Origin of the sequence: Streptomyces sp. cg35, from assembly GCF_050410835.1 — a bacterium.
Taxonomy (GTDB): domain Bacteria; phylum Actinomycetota; class Actinomycetes; order Streptomycetales; family Streptomycetaceae; genus Streptomyces.
In genome coordinates this window covers 7,150,204-7,168,142 of the sequence record NZ_CP191268.1, presented here as the reverse complement: position 1 = coordinate 7,168,142, position 17,939 = coordinate 7,150,204, and the positions used below count along the sequence as shown (strand labels likewise).

The following is a 17,939-nucleotide window of genomic DNA, read 5'->3' as shown; positions in this document are numbered from 1 at the left end:
GCGCCGCCGCTCAGCCCGCCTCGCCGGAGTCGACGATGGATCGCTCCAACTTGCCGAGCAGACGGGCGAGTTGGCGGCGCTCCGAGGGGGAGAGTCCGGCGAGCATCCGGCGCTCGTTGTCCAGGTGGTCGGCGAACACCTCGTCGACCTTGGCGAGCCCCTCGTCGGTCAGCCGGGAGTAGACGACGCGCCGGTCGTCGGCGTCGCGCTCGCGGGCGATCAGGCCGTCCTTCTCCAGGCGGTCCATGCGCAGCGTGACACCCGCCGAGGAGACGAGCCCCGAGGCGGCGAGCTGTCCGGCGGTCAGCCGGTACGGCTCGCCGGAGCGGCGCAGCGCCGTCAGCACGTCGAAGCCGGCGACGGACAGTCCGTGCCGCTCGATCGACGCGTTCAGCTTGGTGTTGTAGCGCAGGAACGAGCGGTGCAGGCGTGCCAGCACCTCCAGCGGGCTCGTGTCCAGCTCGGGCCGCTCCCGCGCCCAGTCCGCCACGACCTGGGTCACGGCGTCCTGCCCCGGCGCCTTCCGCTCGGTCATCCCCGCCCCCTCGCACGATTCACGGTGGGGACGTGAGGTCGTACGCCCCTGAAAATTCTACCCCTGAAGCGATCACGGTCGGCGCCGTACGTCAGCGGGCCCGGCGGCCGAGGAGCCGGGCCGGCACCACCGCGCGGCGCCGGCCCCTCCGCACCGGGACCGGCGCCGCGGCTTCACGACGGGTCGGCGTTACGCGTTGAGCTCCTCCAGGGTCCGTCCCTTCGTCTCCACGGCGAACAGCGCGATCAGCGCGCCCACGCCCGCCACGCACGCCAGCTGGACGAAGACCAGGCTCAGGCTGCCGCCGGCGCCGAGGATCGCGCCGACCGTGACCGGGCCGAGGATGACGCCGAGCCGGTTCCACAGACCGCCGAAGGCCGCGCCCCTGGCCCGGTTGGCCGTCGGGTAGAGCTCGGGCGAGTACAGGTAGAGGCCCGCGTTGATCGCGTAGACGAAGAAGGTCGTGCAGGAGGCGAAGACGGCGACCTGGATGCCCGAGGTGACCCCGGCGAGGGCCAGGGTGCCGAGGGCCAGCGCGGTCCCGCCGAGCGCGGCGACCAGGGCGGGGCGCCGGCCGATCCGGTCGATGACGAGCGCCACGGCGAACGTGCCGAACAGCCCGGTGACGTTGCTGAGCAGCGTGTAGACCAGGGCAGTCGTCAGGTCGAGGCCGAAGTTCTTGGTGTAGAGCGACGGCAGCCAGGTCGAGATGCCGTGGTTGACGTAGTACGCCACGAACCACAGGCCGGAGAGGACGGCGGTGCGGCGCAGATAGCGCCCGGTGAACAGGTCGCGCAGCCGTCCGCGCGCGACTTCCTCCCCGGGCTCGGCCGTGGGCGCCGGCAGCGGCTCGCCGACCGCCCGCTCGACCTCCTCCTCGATCCGGGCGATGACCCGCTCGGCCTCCTCGACCCGCCCCTGCGAGAGCAGCCAGCGCGGCGACTCCGCGACGTGCCGGGGCAGCAGCACCGCGACCAGGACGGGCAGGGCGCCGATCACGAACATCGCCCGCCAGCCGAGGTTCGGCACGACCCACACGGCGACGAGGCTGGCGGCCGCGAGTCCCGCCGGGAAGATCATCTCGTAGAGCAGGACGAACCGGCCGCGCTTGTCGGAGCGGGCGATCTCGTTGATGTACGTGGCCGCGACGGGCACCACGCCGCCGATGCCGAGGCCCTGCACGAACCGGAACAGCGAGAACAGCTCGATCCCGTTCGACAGCGCGACGGCGAGGCTGGCCAGGCCGGTGATCGCGACGCCGAGCGCCACGGTGCGCACCCGGCCGATCCGGTCGCCGAGCCAGCCCGCGGCGAGGGCCCCGAGCAGCATGCCGATGGAGCCGGCGGTGACGGCGAAGGTCGCCTGCCCCGTACTGAGGTGCCAGTCCTTCATCAGCACGGGCAGCGCGGAGGCGGCGAGGAGCTGGTCGAAGGCCTCGAAGAACGTCACGGCACCGATCAGGAACCGGACCTTGACATGCCATCGGGAGTGCGGCAGCCGTTCGAGCCTGGCTGCGATCGAGCCGAGGCCCTGTTTGCCGGCCACAGTCGTCATGGAGGGGTCCTTCCGCGAACACGCGAACAGAGGAGTTCCGGAGACAGTAGAAGTGGATACCTAAGTGGTCAATGGTTAGGGACTTAGACACATCGAAGGTGATGCCACCGTCACCTCCATGTAACTCGCGCTGGACATCGGCGAGTACGCGCCCGCGAACGCCTCTCGAACAGGGTCTTGCGCGGAAACATTTAAGCCCTTAGATTTCTAGCACTTCAGCGATTCCACCTTGCTCCCGCTGTCCGTCACCGCATCGTCCCGCACCATCTGGAGGTCCTGCCGTGCCTCACCACTCCACCGACATCCTCATCGCGGGCCAGTGGCGGCGCGGCGGCGGCGAGCCCGTCGACACCGTCGATCCGGCGACCGGCCGGGTCCTCGCCACCGTGCACACCGCGTCCGCCGAGGAGGTCGACGAGGCGGCACGGGCGGCGGCCGCGGCCGCGGCCGACCCGGCCTGGCGCGACCTCCTCCCCCACGAGCGGGCCCGACTCCTGCACCGTGTCGCGGAGTTGACGGAGCAGGCCGCCGACGAGCTGGCCGCCACCCAGACCGCCGACACCGGCAAGACCCTCGCCGAGACGAAGGCGCTCGCCCTCAGCGCGGCAGGCACCTTCCGCTACATGGCGGCGGCGCTGGAGACCGCCGAGGACGCACTGACCCCTTCGCGCGGCGCGTACGTGACGATGAGCGTGCACGAGCCCATCGGCGTCGTCGGCGCGATCAATCCGTGGAACTCGCCGGTGGCCAGCGACGCGCAGAAGATCGCCCCGGCCCTCGCCGCGGGCAACGCGGTGCTGCTCAAGCCCGCCGCCTGGACCCCGCTCGTCTCGCTCGCGCTGGGCCGGATCGTCACCCGCGCCCTGACCGGACTCGGCCTGCCCACAGCTCTGTTGTCGGTGCTTCCGGGCAGCGGCCGGGTGGTCGGCGACGCGGTCGTACGGCATCCGCTGGTCGGCCGCATCGGCTTCACCGGCGGCACGGAGACCGGCCGGTCCATCGCGGCGATCGCCGCGCAGAAGCTGATCCCGGCCTCGCTGGAGCTGGGCGGCAAGTCACCGACGATCGTGCGCGCCGACGCCGACATCGAACAGGCGCTGGCGGGCGTGCTGTTCGGGATCTTCTCGTCCAGCGGGCAGTCCTGCATCGCCGGTTCGCGGCTGTTCGTGGCCCGGGAGATCCACGACTCCTTCGTCGGTGAACTCGTCGCGCGGGTGCGCACGTTGCGGGTCGGTCCCGGCACCGACCCCGACACCCAGGTCGGCCCGCTGGTCCACCACAAGCACCGCGACGCCGTCGCCGCCTACGTGGACCTCGCCCGGTCCGAAGGCGCCGAGGTGCTGTGCGGCGGCGGCGCGCCCCAAGGCCCCGAGTACCGCGACGGGGCGTACTACCTGCCGACCGTGCTCGCCGGCCTCGACAACTCCTCGCGCACCTGCCAGGAGGAGATCTTCGGCCCGGTCCTGGTCGTGCTGCCCTACGACGACGAGGACGACCTGGTCGAGCGGGCCAACGACTCCGTGTACGGCCTGGCCTGCGGGATCTGGACCCGGGACCACCGGGCCGCCTGGCGCCTGGCCCGGCGGATCGACGCGGGCACCGTGTGGATCAACACGTACAAGCAGTTCAGCGCCTCCACCCCGTTCAGCGGGATGAAGGACAGCGGTCTCGGCACGGAGAAGGGCCGCGACGCCATCCGTGCCTACCAGCGCCAGAAGTCCCTGTACTGGGGCACCTCCGACGCGCCGCTGCCCTGGGCCAACTGACCACCCCCTCACCGGAGTTCCGGAGTTCCCCATGTCCCACCCCCCGATAGCCCGGCTGCGCGCCCTGCGCTCCGTCGAGCTGCTCACCCCCTCCTTCGCCGAGGCCACCGACTTCTACGAGGACGTCTGGGGCCTGGAGGTCGTCGAGTCCGAGCACAGCGCGAGCTGGCTGCGCGGCACCGGCGACGAGCACCACGCCCTGCAGCTGACCCGCTCCGAGCGCACCGGCCTCGGCCGCCTCGTGTTCGCCGTCGCCACCCCGGCCGAGATCGACGAGGCGGCGCGCAGGCTGGAGGCGCGCGGCATCGTCCCGGTCGCCGGACCCGGCCCGCTCGACCAGGTCGGCGGCGGCTACGGCCTCCGGTTCCACGACCACGAGGGCCGCCTCGTCGAGCTGTCCGCCGAGACCTGGGCGGTCCGGCCGCGCGGCCGTGAGGCCGCGGTCCCGGTCGGCGTCACGCACACCGTCCTCAACACCCCCGACATCGACGCCGCCGTCGCCTTCTACTGCGACGTGCTGGGGCTGCGCGTCTCCGACTGGTCCGAGCACCAGATGGCGTTCCTGCGCTGCAACGCCGACCACCACTGCATCGCGTTCAACCAGGCCGCGTGGGTGTCCCTGAACCACGTGGCGTACGAGATGAGTTCGGTCGACCACTTCATGCGCGGGCTCGGCCGGCTGCGGCACCACGGGATCGTCCCGCAGTGGGGCCCGGGGCGGCACGGCCCCGGCAACAACACCTTCTCCTACTTCACCGACCCGACCGGGCTCGTGTGCGAGTACACGTCCGAGGTCGCGCAGGTCGTCGAGGACCGGTGGATCGCCAAGGTGTGGCGGCGCGTGCCGGAGCTCTCCGATCTGTGGGGCACGGCGGGCCCGCCGTCGAAGGAGATCCGCTGTCACATGGCCGGTTCGCCGGAAGGAGCACTGCAGTGAGCAGCACCCTCAAGGTCGGGCTCGTCGGCTGGGGCGCCATCGGGCGCGTCGTCGGCACCGCCCTCGCCCGGCAGGACGTCCCCGGCGCCGAATTGACCTGCCTGGTCGACAACCGGCCGCTCGGCGAGACGGCTCCGGCCCCGCAGGTCTCCTTCGAGGACGCCATCACCCGCTGCGACCTGATCGTGGAGGCGGCGGGCCAGGGTGTCGTACGGGAGTGGGGCGAGCGCGTCCTGACCTCCGGCACCGACCTGCTCGTGGCCTCGACCGGGGCCCTCACCGACGACGAGCTGGCCAAGCGCCTGCTCGCCGCCGGGCCCGGCCGGGTCTTCTTCACGGGCGGCGCGGTCGGCGGCCTCGACCTGCTCCAGGCCGTCCGCTCCTTCGGCCCGCTGGACGAGGTCCGCCTCACCACGACGAAGCTGCCCTCCACCCTCGAACAGCCGTGGATGGACGAGGAGTTGCTGGCCCGGCTGCGTGCAGCGACCGGGCCCGTCGAGGTCATGGCCGGGACCGCGCGCGACGTCCCGGTGAAGTTCCCGAAGTCGACGAACGTCGCGGCCTCGGTCGCCCTCGCCGTCGGCGACCTGGACGCTGTGCGGGTCCGGGTCGTCGCGGACCCGGCGGCCGAGCGGACCCGGCACGTGATCGAGGCGTCCGGGCCGCACGGCGCGTACCGCTTCGAGGTGGCGCACGTACCCGACCCGGCCAACCCGGCGACCAGCCGCGTCGTGCCGTACGCGGTGCTGCGCTCGCTGGCGGCGCTGGCCGGGCGGTCGGGGCAGATCCTGTGAGCGCCGTCCATGTGGAGGAGGCCGGCGCGGCCGGTCCGCTGCTGCTGTGCCTGCACGGCATCGGATCGTCGTCGGCCGCGTTCGCGCCGCAGCTCGACGCCCTGTCCGAGCACTGCCGCGTCATCGCGTGGGACGCGCCGGGATACGCCAAGTCCGCCGATCCGGACGGCCCGTTGGACCTGGACGGGTTCGCGGACGCGGCGGCCGGCGTGATCCGCTCCCACGGTTCGTCGGCGCATGTGCTCGGGGTCTCCTGGGGCGGCGTGATCGCGGTGCGGCTCGCCACCCGGCACCCGGACCTCGTGGACTCGCTGATCCTCGCCGACTCCAGCGCCGGCTCCGGCACGGACGAGGCGAAGGCCGCCGGGATGCGGGCACGCGCCGCCGAGCTGGCCACGCTCGGGGCGCGGGCCTTCGCCAAGCGGCGCGGGCCCCGGCTGGTGTCGGACCGCGCGCCCGCCGAGCTCGTCGAGCGGGCCGTGGACACCATGGCCGGCGCCGTGCGGCTGCCCGGCTACGGCTACGCCGCCGAGGCCATGGCCGCCGCCGACCTGCGGCCCGAACTGTCCCGCGTCACCGCCCCCGCGCTGGTCGTGTGCGGCGACCGCGACACGGTCACCGGCGTCGAGGCCTCCCAGGTCCTCGCCGGGGGCCTGCACAAGACCGCCTACGTGATCGTCAAGGACGCCGGTCACCTGGCCAACCAGGAACAGCCCGAGCGCTTCAACGCCTGGGTCCTGTCCCACCTGCACATCGTCACCCGTTAACGAAGGGCTCCACTCATGCCTCTGACCACCACCGAGTACGACAACGGCGGCGACCTCGGCGCGTACACCGACTCGCTGATCGCCTCGAAGGACTCGCGCGTCGCCGACTTCGACACCCTCTCCTTCCAGGAGAAGGCGGGCCCGCAGTACCGCCGCGGCCAGATCCGGTACGTCGGCTCCGGCGCCACCGGCAACCACGAGGGCGACAAGCGCATCCTCCCGTCCGGCGGCTTCACCTTCTCCAACATGCTGCTGCCGCCCGGCGCCGAGGGCCCGGCCCACACGCACCACGACGTGGAGGAGGCGTTCTTCGTCCTGGAGGGCGAGGTCCGCGTGGGCGTCCACCGCGGCCCGGACGAGGTCGAGTACCGCACTCTCGGCTACCGCGACATGATCGTGGTGCCGGCCGGGGTGACCCGCTCCCTGAAGAACGAGGGGGACACCGACGCCCTGTTCTGCGTGGTCATCGGCACGCAGAAGCCGCAGGTGCCGTCCTACCCCGCGTACTCGCCGATGCACGGCGTCACCCGTGACTGAGCAGTCATCCATGGCTGAGCAGTCCCCCGACGGCGTCCGTACGGTCGTCGTGACCGGGGCGGGCCGTGGCCTGGGACTGGCCATGGCCCGCCGGGCCGGCACCGACGGTTTCCGGGTCGTCGTCGCCGAGGTCGACGCCGCGCGCGGCGCGGCCGCGGCCCAGGAGCTGCGGGTCGAGGGCATCGACGCGCGCTTCGTGCGCTGCGACGTCGCGGACCCGGCCTCGGTGGACGGGCTCGCCGCCTTCGTCCGTGGCCTGGGACCGCTGTACGGGCTGGTCAACAACGCCGCGCTCGCCAACGGGGTCGGCGGCAAGGAGTTCCAGGACATCGACCTCGAGGCCTGGGACCGCCTGATGACGGTGAACGCGCGCGGACCCTGGCTCGTGGCGAAGGCGCTGCACCCGCTGTTCGGGCCCGTCGGCCGCATCGTGAACATCGCCTCCGACGCGGCGCTGTACGGCTCCCCGCGGCTCGCCCACTACATCGCCTCCAAGGGTGCCGTGATCGCGCTGACCCGGGCCATGGCGCGGGAGTCGGGCGAGCGCGGCATCACGGTGAACGCGCTCGCGCCGGGTCTGACCGAGTGCGAGGCGACGGAGACGGTGCCCGCCGAGCGGCACGACCTGTACCGGTCGAACCGGGCGATCGAGCGTCCTCAGCAACCCGACGACCTGGTCGGTCTCGCCTCCTTCCTCCTCTCGGAGGAGTCGCGCTACCTCACCGGACAAGTGATCGCCGTCAACGGCGGCTTCACGATGAACTGACGTGACTGACGTAACTGACGTACTGGAGAAGACAGTTATGGATCTGGGCCTCGCCGACCGGACCTATGTGGTCACCGGAGGCAGCTCGGGCGTCGGCCTGGCCACGGTCCGCGCCCTGCTCGCCGAGGGCGCGAACGTCGCCACGTGCGGGCGCGACGCCGAACGCCTGAAGCGGATCGGCACGCACGAGCGGCTGTTCACGGACGTGTGCGACGTACGGGACGCCGACGCCGTACGGGGCTTCGTGGCCGCGTCCGCCGACGCGTTCGGCGGCCGGCTCGACGGTCTCGTCAACAACGCCGGGCAGTCCCGCATGAAGCGCCTCGACGAGACCACCGCGGACGACTGGCGCGACGAGCTGGACCTGAAGTTCGCGGGCGTGCTGCATCCGCTGCAGGCCGCGCGGGACCTCCTGAAGGCCTCCGACGCGGCGTCCGTCGTCAACGTCAACGCCGTCCTCGCCAAGCAGCCCGAGCCCCGGCTGATCACGACGAGCGCGGCCCGCGCCGGCATCCTCAACCTCTCCAAGTCCCTGTCCGTGGAGCTCGCCGCGGACGGCATCCGGGTCAACTCCGTGTGCCTCGGGCTCATCGACACCGGGCAGTGGACCCGTCGGCACGCCGCCGCGGACTCCGGCCTGTCGTACGAGGACTGGCAGGCGGAACTGGCCGCCGACCGGGGCGTCGCCCTGGGCCGGCTCGGCCGGGCCGAGGAGGTCGCGTACGCGGTCCTCGCGCTGCTCGCGCCCCGCGCCTCGTACATCACCGGAACCAGCATCGACGTCTGCGGCGGAGTCGGCCGCGGGATTCTCTGAGGAGTTCGCATGCGTTACGACAATGGAGGCGCGCTCCTCGTCGCCGTCCTGAAGGAACTGGGCATCGACACGGTCTTCGGGATCGTCTCGGTGCACAATCTGCCGCTGGTCGAGGCCGTCGACCGCGAGCTGCGCTTCGTACCGGTGCGGCACGAGGCGACCGCGGTGAACGCCGCCGACGCGTACGGGCGGGCCCGCGGCACCCTCGGCTGCGCGCTCACCTCGACCGGCACCGGCGCGGGCAACGCGGCCGGGTCCCTCGTCGAGGCGCTGGCCTCCGGCACGTCGGTGCTGCATGTCACCGGGCAGGTCGAGACGGAGTTCCTGGGCAGCGGGCGGGGCTTCATCCACGAGACGAAGGACCAGCTCGGCATGCTGGCCGCCGTCTCCGCGTACGCCGCCACGGTGCCCTCCGCCGACGAGGCCGGCCGGGTGCTGCGCGCCGCGGCCCGCGCGGCCCTCGCCTCGCCCGGCGGCCCGGCCAGCGTGGAGTGGCCGATCGACCTGCAGTACGCGGCGCAGACCGATGCCCCCGAGGAGGCGCCGGAGCCGGCGCGGCCGGCGCCCGACGCGGCCGCGGCGGCGGCCGCGGGCGCCCTGCTGGCCTCGGCGCGGCGGCCGCTGATCTGGGCCGGCGGCGGCGCCGTCCGGGCGGGCGCCGAACTCACCGCGCTCGTCGAGGCCACCGGTGCCGGGCTCCTCACCTCCAACTCGGGGCGCGGCGCCGTCCCCGAGGACCACCCGCAGGTCATCGGCAACTTCGCGACGACCCCGGCGGGCCGCGCCCTGCTGGCCGACGCCGATGTGCTCCTGACGACCGGCACGCACTTCCGGTCCAACGAGACGGCGGACTACGGGCTGAAGCTGCCCGACGCCGAGCGGCACATCCAGATCGACGTGGACGCGGCGGCGCTGGGCCGGGTCTACCCGGCCGCGCACGCCCTGCACGGCGACGCCGCCGACGTGCTGACGGCCCTGCTCCCCCACGCCCGCGGCGCCGACCCGCAGTGGACGCGCCGCGTCGGGCAGGTCCGCGCCGACGTCCGGACCACGCTGCACGACAACATCGGCCCCCAGGCCGCGATCTGCGACGCCCTGCGCGCCGTGCTGCCGCGGGACGCGGTCGTCGCCCGGGACGTCACCATCGCCTCCAGCAGCTGGGGCAACCGGCTGCTGGAGATGTACGACCCGCGGGCCAACGTCTTCCCGCGCGGCGGCGGTATCGGCCAGGGCCTCGGCATGGGCATCGGGGCCGCGCTGGCCGCCCCGGACCGGCCCACGGCCGTCATCGCGGGCGACGGCGGCCTGGCCGTGCACCTGGGCGAGCTGCTCACGGTCGCGCAGGAACGGCCCCGGCTGACCGTGCTGGTCTTCAACGACGGCGGCTACGGCGTGCTGCGCAACATGCAGGACCGCTACAGCGAGCGCCGCTCCGGCGTCGACCTGACCACGCCCGACTTCGAGCACCTCGCCCGCGCCTGCCGGCTGCCGTATCTGCGGATCGCGGACGCCGGGCACGCCCGGCCGGTGATCGAGGAGGCCGTCGCCTCCGACGGGCCGGTGCTCGTCGAGGTCGACCTGGCGGCGCTCGGCCCGATGAAGAACCCGTTCACCCCGCCCGTGAAGATCCCCACCGCGTAGGGAGGCCGCGCCATGACGACGACCGAAGACCGTGAACTGTCCCTGCTGGTAAGGCGGATGACCTGGGAGGCCGACGGCGTCCTGTCCGTCGAGCTCACCCGTCCCGACGGCAAGCCGCTGCCCGCCTGGACGCCCGGCGCCCATGTCGACGTGCAGGTCGGCGGGCAGATCCGGCAGTACAGCCTGTGCGGCGACCCCGCGGCGACGGGCACGTACCGCATCGGCGTCCTCAACGAGCCGTCCTCGCGCGGCGGTTCACGCCATGTGCACACGGCGCTGCGGCCGGGCCAGCAGGTCACGGTGTCCGAGCCCCGCAACCACTTCGTCCTGGAGGACGCCGCCGGGTACGTGTTCGTCGCGGGCGGCATCGGTGTCACCCCGATCCTCGCGATGGCCCAGGAGGCGGCGCGCCGGGGCGCGGCGTGGCGGATGGTGTACGGCGGGCGCAGCCGCGCCTCGATGGCGTTCACCGACGAACTGGGCGCGCTCGGCGGCGACGTGACGCTCGTGCCGCAGGACGAGCTGGGCCACATCGACCTGGCGTCCGCCCTCGCGGACCTGCCGGACGGCACGCTCGTCTACTGCTGCGGGCCCGAGCCGCTGCTCGCCGCCGTCGAGGCGGTGTGCCCCGCGGACCGGCTGCGGGTCGAGCGGTTCGCGGCGCCGGTCGTCGAACGGGCCGTGTCCGACGACGCGTTCGAGGTCGAGTGCCGCGCCTCGGGGCTCACCCTCAGCGTCGGCGCCGACACCTCGATCCTGGCCGCCGCCGAGCAGGCCGGGCTGGACGTCGCCAGTTCCTGCCGCGACGGCATCTGCGGCTCGTGCGAGACGCGGGTGCTGGAGGGCGCCCCCGACCACCGGGACTTCCTGCTCTCCGACGCCGAGCGCGCCGCCAGCACCTCGATGATGATCTGCGTCTCGCGCTGCGCGTCGGGCCGCCTCGTCCTCGACCTGTGACCCCACCTCCCTGGAGACATGCATGAGCACCGAGACCGACTGGCCGTACCTGGAGATCCACCAGTCCCGTACGCACGAGCCGTCCCCGTACGAGTACAAGCTGGCGTCCACCCTCGAAGAGGTCTTCACCGAAGAGGGGCATGAACTCGCGGACGTCGTCCGCGGGTTGAACGCCCGCCAGGTCCACGCGCCCGACGGCGCGCCGTGGACCGAGGAGTCCTTCCGCGCCGAGATGCACCGACTGGGAGCGTGACCGCCATGACCACCCTGACCGCCGATCACCTCTACGCGACGGGCCTGCGCGGCCAGTGGCACCCGGTCGTCCCGTCCTCGTTCGTCGCGCCCGGCGCGATGCGCAAGGTCACCGTCCTCGGCGAGCAGTGGCTGCTGTTCCGCCGCTCGGACGGCACCCTGAGCATGCTCGCCGACCGCTGTCCGCACCGCGGCGCCCCGCTGTCGCTCGGCAAACACCTGGGCGACCGGGTGGCCTGCTGGTACCACGGCGTGGAGGTCGAGACGGACGGCACCGTCTCGTCCGTGCCCGGTCTGCCCGGCTGCAACCTGGAGGGCAAGCAGCTCGTCGTCTCGCTGCCCGTGCGCGAGGTCGGCGGGGCGGTCCTCGCCTACTTCGGGACCGAACAGCAGCCGTCGCCGGTCGAGTTGACGCTGCCGGAGCCGCTGACGGACCCGGACACCGACGCGATCCTCTGCTACGCCGAGTGGGAGGTGCCGTGGCGGTACGCCGTGGAGAACCTGCTCGACCCGATGCACGGCGCGTTCCTGCACCACGACTCGCACACGATGTTCGACGGCGACACCACCGCGAAGTTCCGCATCCGCGAGACCGACCGCGGCTACTTCTTCGAGAAGACCGACCAGCGGGGCGTGAACTTCGACTGGGTGGAGCTGTGCCGCACCGGCGTGGACTGGGTCGACCTGTCGATCCCGTACCCGCCCTCGGCGGGCCCCGGGGGCCCGTTCGGCATCGTCGGCATGGTGCGGCCGGTCGACGAGGGGCGCTGCGCGGTGTTCTTCTGGCGCTACCGCAAGGTCCAGGGCTGGCAGCGCGACAGCTGGCGCTTCCTGTACAAGACGCTGATCGAGGACCGGCACTGGCAGGTCCTGGAGCAGGACCGGGTGATGCTGGAGGCCATGCCGGCCGACGCCGACCAGCGGGAGAACCTCTACCAGCACGACCTCGGCGTCGTCCGGCTGCGCCGCCTGTACCGCGCGGGCGCCGAGGAGCAGGCGACGGCCTAGACGCTCCCGTCCCCGTCCCCCGAGTCCACGATCGAGCGCTCCAGCTTGCCGAGCAGGCGGGCCAGTTGGCGGCGCTCGGCCGGGGACAGGTCGGTGAGCATCCGGCGCTCGTTGTCCAGGTGCTCGGCGAACACCTCGTCCACCGTGGCCAGACCGGCGTCCGTGAGCCGGGAGTGGACCACGCGCCGGTCCTCGGCGTCGCGCTCGCGCACGATCAGGCCGTCCTTCTCCAGCCGGTCGATGCGCAGCGTCACCCCCGCCGAGGAGACCAGGCCCGAGTCGGCCAGTTGCCCGGCGGTCAGCCGGTACGGGGCGCCCGCCCGGCGCAGCGCGGTCAGCACGTCGAAGCCGGCGACGGAGAGCCCGTGCCGCTCGATGGCCGAGGTCAGCCGGGTGTTGTAGCGCAGGAACGTGCGGTGCAGCCGGGCGAGGACCTCCAGTGGCGCGGTGTCGAGCTCGGGCCGCTCCCGCGCCCAGTCCTCGATGATCGCCGCGACGGCGTCCTGTCGGACCGCCGTCCTCTTCTCCGCCATGCGCCGCCGCCTCCCTGTGCACCGCCCCCGCGGGCCCGCCCGCAAAACCTTAGGGCCTGTCCGGCGGATCAGGTCGCGTCCGGGTGGCCGGGCCCTGGTCCCGGGACCACGGAGGACTCCGCTCGTCCGCCCCGCCCGTGGCCACATAATGGTCCGGGACATCGGAGGTATCGGCCCTCCGGCGACGAGCAGAGGGGGCTGCCATGGCCGTCACCGACGAGGCCATCGAGAAGATCAAGGGCATGATCGTCTCGGGCGCGCTGCGCCCCGGCGACCGGCTCCCCAAGGAGAGCGAACTCGCCGCGGAACTGGGCCTGTCGCGCAACTCGCTGCGCGAGGCCGTGCGCGCGCTCTCGCTGATCCGCATCCTGGACGTGCGCCAGGGCGACGGCACGTACGTGACGAGCCTCGATCCGCAGCTGCTGCTCGAGGCGCTGAGCTTCGTGGTCGACTTCCACCGCGACGACACGGTCCTGGAGTTCCTCGCCGTGCGCCGCATCCTGGAGCCCGCCGCGACGGCGATGGCCGCGACCCTGATCACCGAGGACCAGCTCGACAAGCTCTCGGCCCAGCTGGACGCCCTGGGCGCCGAGCCGTCGGTGGAGGAGCTGGTCGCCGCCGACCTCGACTTCCACCGCGGCATCGTCCGCGCGTCGGGCAACTCGGTGCTGTGCTCCTTGCTCGACGGCCTGTCCGGACCGACCACGCGGGCCCGCGTCTGGCGCGGCCTGACCCAGGAGGACGCGGTCAGCCGGACCCTGCACGAGCACCGGGCGATCCTCGCGGCGCTGCGCGACGGCGACGTGGAAGCGGCGCGGTCGTGGGCCACGGTGCACATCGCCAGCGTGGAGCAGTGGCTGCGCTCGTCGCTCTGACATCCGGCAAAGGGCCCCGCACGGGTGGAGTGCGACCCTCCGACACGGGGCAGTGTTCCCGGCAGCCGCCGGGTTCCAGGGGGCTGCGGAGGGCCCTCGGGGACGCCGTAAGGTGGGCAGGTACGCGAGGGCACGTCGGAAGGAGGCACTGGGTGATCGAGCTCGAGGGGGTTCCCGAGCTGGTCGACCCGGTCATGGTGGCCGCGTTCGAGGGCTGGAACGATGCCGGCGACGCCGCCTCCACCGCGGTCGCGCATCTCGACAAGGAGTTCAAGGGCGAGGTGTTCGCGGCGCTGGACGCCGAGGACTACTACGACTTCCAGGTCAACCGGCCCACGGTCTTCCTGGAAGACGGCGTGCGCAAGATCACCTGGCCGACGACCCGGCTCTCGGTGATCCGCGTCGGCGGCGAGAAGCCGCGTGACCTGGTCCTCGTGCGCGGCATCGAGCCGTCCATGCGCTGGCGCTCGTTCTGCAACGAGATCCTCGGTTTCGCGCACGAGCTGGGTGTCGAGCTGGTCGTCGTCCTCGGCGCGCTGCTCGGCGACACCCCGCACACGCGGCCGGTGCCGGTGTCCGGCGTGACGTCCGATCCGGATCTCGCTACGCGCATGGACCTGGAGGAGACCAAGTACGAGGGCCCGACGGGCATCGTCGGCATCCTCCAGGAGGCGTGCACGCACGCGGGCGTCCCGGCGGTCTCGCTGTGGGCGGCGGTCCCGCACTACGTCTCGCAGCCGCCGAACCCGAAGGCGACCCTGGCCCTGCTGAACCGGCTGGAGGATCTGATCGACCTGCGCATCCCGCTGGGCGAGCTGCCCGAGGACGCGCGCGCCTGGCAGCTGGGCGTGGACCAGCTGGCGGCGGAGGACAGCGAGGTCGCCGAGTACGTGCAGAGCCTCGAGGAGGCGCGGGACACCGCGGAGCTGCCCGAGGCGTCCGGCGAGGCGATCGCCCGGGAGTTCGAGCGTTATCTGCGGCGCCGTGATCCGGGCACGCAGCCCGGCGGGCACGCGACCGATGGCGGGGACGGTTCGTCGACGTACCTCCGGGACAATCCGGGCGGCCGGCCGCCCCGCCCGCCGAAGCCACCGCGCCCGGAGGGCGACGACAGCGAGGACTGACGGGGCGGGGCCGCACGGTGCGGCCCCGCCCCTCGTGTGTCACACCTGGTCGACGCCGATCACGTCGTAGTCGGTGTCCGGGGTGGGCGGCTCCACGTCGAACCGTGCGTTCGGCAGATAGAGCCGGTCGCGCCACGCGGCCATCGTCGTCGGGATCCGGAACCGCGGGTCGGTGATCCGGGCGACGGCGACACCCCGTGTACCGGCGGGATCGAGCCGGAAGACGTCGATCGCGTTCTGCCACTGCTGGGCCACGTAGAGCAGCCGGCCGAGCAGCAGGATCCCGTCCCCGTTGGGCACGGTCGCGCCGCCCAGGTCGATCGTCCGCGCGACGCCGGTGCGCGGGTCGACGCGCAGCAGGCTGCCGCCGCCCGCGACGGTGTTGACCACGATGAGCGCCCGCCCGTCGGGGGTGCGCTCGATCCCGTTGGCGGTGAAGTCGGGGCCCTGCTCCCAGTCACCCGCGAGCGGCAGGGTCCAGCTGCGGCCGGGTTCGCCTCGCCGCCCGAGCTCGACGCCGTACAGCTGTGGCTTGTACGAGTCGGTGAACCACGCGGCGCCGGGCGTGAGCACCACGTCGTTCACCATCGTGCCCTCGGACCCGACGACGTAGGTCCGCTCGACGCGTCCGTCCCGTGCCGAGGCGATCCGGATCTCGCGGCTGGCGGCGCCCGCGAGATAGAGCCGGCCGTACTCGTTGATCTTGAGCCCGGCGGTGGGGTGTCCGATGTCCAGGCCGGTGGGCACGACCGTGCCGCGGCCGGTGGCGAGCGAGGCCCGGTAGAGATCGCCGCTCGCGAGCGAGCCGAACCACGCGTACGGCGCGGCGCCGATGGCGATGCCCTCGGGCTGGAATCCGTGGGGCAGATCGAACCGGGTGGGCCAACTCCCCTGTCCGCTACGGGAATCAGCCGCGCGGGCAGTGCCCGTGGCAAGTCCCGTGGTGATGGCGGCCCCCACCGCGAGGAGTCTTCGTCGTGCGAAGGAACGGTGCATGGAGCGTCCTTCCGCAGAGGGCCGGGAGCGCCGCGGCGCCACCCGGCCGAAAGGGTCAACAGTCGCTCCCACCCCAGCACATGACACCGGCAACCGCAGGCTCTGGCCGGTTTGCGGCGTGACATCTGTTTCCGGTCGAAATGCAGGGGGTTCCCCATTCAACTTCATTTCAAACGCAGTTGAGGAACGAGGTCTGGACGGAACCGCGCTGCCGTAGCAAGGTGTGCCCCGACGACGAGCGCGGCACAGCACGAGCACACCCGAACGACCAGATGCGGCGAGGGGAGCTGTGGACCGATGAGCGACCAGTACGCGGAACCGGCGGGGGGCCCGGGTGGGTCAGGCCCCGGGTCGTCCGCTCCCGGGCCGGAGGGATCCGGCTTCACCTATCGAGGAGCGGAGGAGGAACTGATCGTGGTGGCGCGCCCGGAGGCCCGGCTGCGCGTACAGGCGGGCGGCGTCCGTTCGGCGGCGGGCGCCGACGTGTCGGCCCTGAACATGTTCCTGGGCGACGAACAGCTCACCCTGGAACCGCTGTTCGGCAGTGAGGAGCGGCTCCAGTCCCTCGCCGAGTCGGCGCAGGCCGGCCCGGACGTCCCCGATCTCGCCCTGTTCTACCGGGTCCGCGGCGGCGACGAGCGCACCCAGGAGCTGCGGGCGCGGATCGCGGCGCTGCCGGAGATCGACACCGCGTACGTGAAGCCGGGGGCGGTGCCGGCCGCGCGGCCCGCGGACTTCGACGAGTCGCGGCGCATGCAGGAGAAGGCCGCCGCGACGCCCGACTTCACCGGCCGCCAGGGCTATCTGGGACCCGCGCCGGAGGGCGTGGACGCGCACTGGGCGTGGCAGCGGGTCGGCGGCAGCGGCGAGGGCGTCACGATCATCGACGTGGAGGGCGCCTGGCAGCTCGGGCACGAGGACCTGTCGGCGAAGCTCGCCGGCATCGTGGTCGGCACCCCGATCTCGGACGTGGCGTGGCGCAACCACGGCACCGCGGTCCTCGGGGTGATCGGCGGCGACCGGGGCGACTACGGCGTGACGGGGATCGTCCCCGAGGCGGTGACGGCGGCGGCCGCGTTCCAGGGCGTGGGCACGGCGGCGGCGATCCACGCGGCGGCCGAGCGGCTCGACCCGGGCGACCTGGTGCTGATCGAACTGCACCGGCCGGGGCCCCGGCACGACTTCCAGCAGCGCGACGACCAGCGCGGGTACATCGCGCTGGAGTGGTGGCCCGACGACTTCGCCGCGATCCGCTACGCGACGGCCAAGGGCATCGTCGTGGTGGCCGCGGCGGGCAACGGCGCGGAGTCCCTGGACGACGCGGTCTACGAGCGGCGCCCGGACGAGTTCCCGACGTGGTGGCACAACCCGTTCAACCCGTCGAACCGCTCCTCCGCCGCGGTGCTGGTCGGCGCGGGCGCGCCGCCTCCGGGCACGCACGGCCGCGATCACGGCCCGGACCGCTCCCGCCTCGCGTTCTCCAACTACGGCGCCCGGGTGGACGCCCAGGGCTGGGGCCGCGAGGTCACCACCACCGGCGGCTCCTGGAACCGGCCCGGCGACCTGCAGGGCGGCACCGAGGAGATCGCCTGGTACACCGATACTTTCTCCGGCACTTCGTCCGCCTCCCCGGTGGTCGTCGGCGCGCTGGCTGCCCTTCAGGGCATGCTCAAGGCGGGCGGCCAGCGCCCGATGACGTCGCAGCGGGCGCGCGATGTGCTCCGGGCGACCGGCTCACCGCAGCAGGACGCCCCCGGCCGGCCCGCCTCGCAGCGGATCGGCAGCCGGCCCGACATCAAGGGAGCGGTCACCAACCTGCTTCCCGCGACGGTCGGTTCGGGTCAGGCGGAGCGGTACTGGGACGAGCTGATCCCGTATCCGCCCGAACTCCCGCCCAGGCTCCGGCTGTTCGTGGCGGGCGCCTGGCGCAGTCTGAACAACCCGTCCCCCGAGACCCGCCAGGCGGTGCACACCGCTTTCGCGGGGGGACGGCCCGACGTTCGTGTCTGGTTCTCGGACGACGAGATCGTCGGCCTGGTGGTCACGGGCTGACGCAACGCAGCCAACCATTGATGGAAGGTGG

18 protein-coding genes are annotated in these 17,939 nt (G+C 72.9%); 14 read left to right on the top strand and 4 right to left on the bottom strand.

The features are described from left to right. Window positions 1-10 precede the first annotated feature (10 nt). Both ACQUQD_RS32780 and ACQUQD_RS32775 read right to left on the bottom strand, forming a co-directional pair. Complete coding sequence (locus ACQUQD_RS32780; RefSeq protein ID WP_428955796.1) at window positions 11-535, bottom strand: MarR family winged helix-turn-helix transcriptional regulator; 525 nt, start codon at window positions 533-535, stop codon at window positions 11-13. 189 nt (window positions 536-724) lie between these two features. Then, window positions 725-2,089, bottom strand: a complete 1,365-nt coding sequence (locus ACQUQD_RS32775) for an MFS transporter (RefSeq protein ID WP_428955795.1) — start codon at window positions 2,087-2,089, stop codon at window positions 725-727. 281 nt (window positions 2,090-2,370) lie between these two features. Here ACQUQD_RS32775 and ACQUQD_RS32770 point away from each other — a divergent pair, with 281 nt between their 5' ends. From ACQUQD_RS32770 to ACQUQD_RS32720, 11 genes are read left to right on the top strand one after another with little or no spacing between them, the layout of a single operon-like run. Next, on the top strand, window positions 2,371-3,855 hold the full coding sequence (locus ACQUQD_RS32770) for an aldehyde dehydrogenase (protein WP_428955794.1): 1,485 nt from the start codon (window positions 2,371-2,373) through the stop codon (window positions 3,853-3,855). A gap of 31 nt (window positions 3,856-3,886) precedes the next feature. Then, complete coding sequence (locus ACQUQD_RS32765) at window positions 3,887-4,792, top strand: VOC family protein (RefSeq protein WP_428955793.1); 906 nt, start codon at window positions 3,887-3,889, stop codon at window positions 4,790-4,792. Next, window positions 4,789-5,586, top strand: coding sequence for an aspartate dehydrogenase domain-containing protein (locus ACQUQD_RS32760; RefSeq protein WP_428955792.1), 798 nt, complete (start codon window positions 4,789-4,791; stop codon window positions 5,584-5,586). The genes ACQUQD_RS32765 and ACQUQD_RS32760 overlap by 4 nt, the downstream gene beginning before the upstream one ends. Further along, the gene (locus ACQUQD_RS32755) at window positions 5,583-6,353 is read left to right on the top strand and encodes an alpha/beta fold hydrolase (RefSeq protein WP_428955791.1); all 771 of its coding nucleotides are present in this window, start codon (window positions 5,583-5,585) and stop codon (window positions 6,351-6,353) included. The genes ACQUQD_RS32760 and ACQUQD_RS32755 overlap by 4 nt, the downstream gene beginning before the upstream one ends. 15 nt (window positions 6,354-6,368) lie before the next feature. Continuing rightward, window positions 6,369-6,890: a cupin domain-containing protein gene (locus tag ACQUQD_RS32750; protein WP_428955790.1), complete on the top strand. Its 522-nt coding sequence runs from the start codon at window positions 6,369-6,371 to the stop codon at window positions 6,888-6,890. 10 nt (window positions 6,891-6,900) lie between these two features. Further along, window positions 6,901-7,656: an SDR family oxidoreductase gene (locus ACQUQD_RS32745; RefSeq protein ID WP_428955789.1), complete on the top strand. Its 756-nt coding sequence runs from the start codon at window positions 6,901-6,903 to the stop codon at window positions 7,654-7,656. 37 nt (window positions 7,657-7,693) lie between these two features. Next, complete coding sequence (locus ACQUQD_RS32740) at window positions 7,694-8,470, top strand: SDR family oxidoreductase (RefSeq protein WP_428957714.1); 777 nt, start codon at window positions 7,694-7,696, stop codon at window positions 8,468-8,470. A gap of 9 nt (window positions 8,471-8,479) precedes the next feature. Beyond that, window positions 8,480-10,111, top strand: coding sequence for a thiamine pyrophosphate-binding protein (locus ACQUQD_RS32735; protein ID WP_428955788.1), 1,632 nt, complete (start codon window positions 8,480-8,482; stop codon window positions 10,109-10,111). 12 nt (window positions 10,112-10,123) lie between these two features. Continuing rightward, window positions 10,124-11,068 (top strand): PDR/VanB family oxidoreductase, encoded by a 945-nt coding sequence (locus ACQUQD_RS32730; RefSeq protein ID WP_428955787.1) that lies wholly within the window; start codon window positions 10,124-10,126, stop codon window positions 11,066-11,068. A 22-nt stretch (window positions 11,069-11,090) separates the two neighbouring features. Further along, window positions 11,091-11,321: a recombinase-like helix-turn-helix domain-containing protein gene (locus ACQUQD_RS32725; RefSeq protein WP_428955786.1), complete on the top strand. Its 231-nt coding sequence runs from the start codon at window positions 11,091-11,093 to the stop codon at window positions 11,319-11,321. Window positions 11,322-11,326: 5 nt separating this feature from the next. Next, window positions 11,327-12,328 carry a Rieske 2Fe-2S domain-containing protein gene (locus ACQUQD_RS32720; RefSeq protein WP_428955785.1) on the top strand — a complete coding sequence of 334 codons (1,002 nt, stop codon included), beginning with the start codon at window positions 11,327-11,329 and terminating at the stop codon, window positions 12,326-12,328. Here the strand turns inward: ACQUQD_RS32720 and ACQUQD_RS32715 are convergent. Further along, a complete protein-coding gene (locus ACQUQD_RS32715) occupies window positions 12,325-12,861 on the bottom strand; it encodes a MarR family winged helix-turn-helix transcriptional regulator (protein ID WP_428955784.1) in 537 nt (178 codons plus the stop codon). The two genes, ACQUQD_RS32720 and ACQUQD_RS32715, sit on opposite strands and share 4 nt — an antisense overlap. 203 nt (window positions 12,862-13,064) lie before the next feature. Here ACQUQD_RS32715 and ACQUQD_RS32710 point away from each other — a divergent pair, with 203 nt between their 5' ends. Both ACQUQD_RS32710 and ACQUQD_RS32705 read left to right on the top strand, forming a co-directional pair. Then, the gene (locus ACQUQD_RS32710) at window positions 13,065-13,736 is read left to right on the top strand and encodes a FadR/GntR family transcriptional regulator (RefSeq protein ID WP_428955783.1); all 672 of its coding nucleotides are present in this window, start codon (window positions 13,065-13,067) and stop codon (window positions 13,734-13,736) included. Window positions 13,737-13,888: 152 nt separating this feature from the next. Next, window positions 13,889-14,860: a PAC2 family protein gene (locus ACQUQD_RS32705; RefSeq protein ID WP_428955782.1), complete on the top strand. Its 972-nt coding sequence runs from the start codon at window positions 13,889-13,891 to the stop codon at window positions 14,858-14,860. A 39-nt stretch (window positions 14,861-14,899) separates the two neighbouring features. On the opposite strand, the gene ACQUQD_RS32700 is transcribed toward ACQUQD_RS32705, so the two are convergent. After that, window positions 14,900-15,856 (bottom strand): SMP-30/gluconolactonase/LRE family protein, encoded by a 957-nt coding sequence (locus tag ACQUQD_RS32700; protein ID WP_428955781.1) that lies wholly within the window; start codon window positions 15,854-15,856, stop codon window positions 14,900-14,902. Between the two features lie 414 nt (window positions 15,857-16,270). Between ACQUQD_RS32700 and ACQUQD_RS32695 the strand changes: the two genes are divergently transcribed. Continuing rightward, a complete protein-coding gene (locus tag ACQUQD_RS32695; protein ID WP_428955780.1) occupies window positions 16,271-17,908 on the top strand; it encodes a S8 family peptidase in 1,638 nt (545 codons plus the stop codon). Window positions 17,909-17,939: the final 31 nt, after the last annotated feature.